The following is a 446-nucleotide window of genomic DNA, read 5'->3' as shown; positions in this document are numbered from 1 at the left end:
CGTGGGCCAGCGCCAGTTCCACGATGCAGGTTTCCAGGAAGACATGGACCACCGAATTGCGATAGAAGGCGGCGATGTGTTCATGCTCCGGGGCGATACGCCATACCGGCTCCCAACCGCCGTCGACCCGGGTCACCGGATGGCCACCGGAGAGCGCGTCCAGCGCCGCGCGCACCCCGTCGGGGTCACGCAACCGCCGCGTGCTCTCGGTCATCGGGGTGTGCTTGCGCTCCAGGTAGTCCAACGCATCCTGCAGGGTGTGATGGATCTGCCCGAGGGTCAGTGCAATTCCGCGGCTGGCCACCAGGAGCGCCGACACCAACGCGTTGGCGTTGACCGGGGTTGCCTGCTGGATGCGCCAGGCCACCTCGATGGCCATCTTGTGCAGTGCCAGCCTTCTGGCCGGCTCGTCGTCGACCATCGGTCCGTGTGGCGGACCAAGGTAC

General features: G+C 66.8%; 1 protein-coding gene. It reads right to left on the bottom strand.

Annotation, left to right across the window (positions count from 1 at the left end):
- The coding region (locus JHD80_RS27120; protein WP_199093678.1) for a hypothetical protein at positions 1-421 on the bottom strand (421 nt) is incomplete at its 3' end.
- Positions 422-446: the final 25 nt, after the last annotated feature.

Source organism: Allobosea sp. ASV33 (genome assembly GCF_016428755.1).
Lineage (GTDB): Bacteria > Pseudomonadota > Alphaproteobacteria > Rhizobiales > Beijerinckiaceae > Allobosea.
The sequence above is the reverse complement of the archived record's forward strand: the minus strand, read 5'-3'. Positions and strand labels throughout refer to the sequence as shown.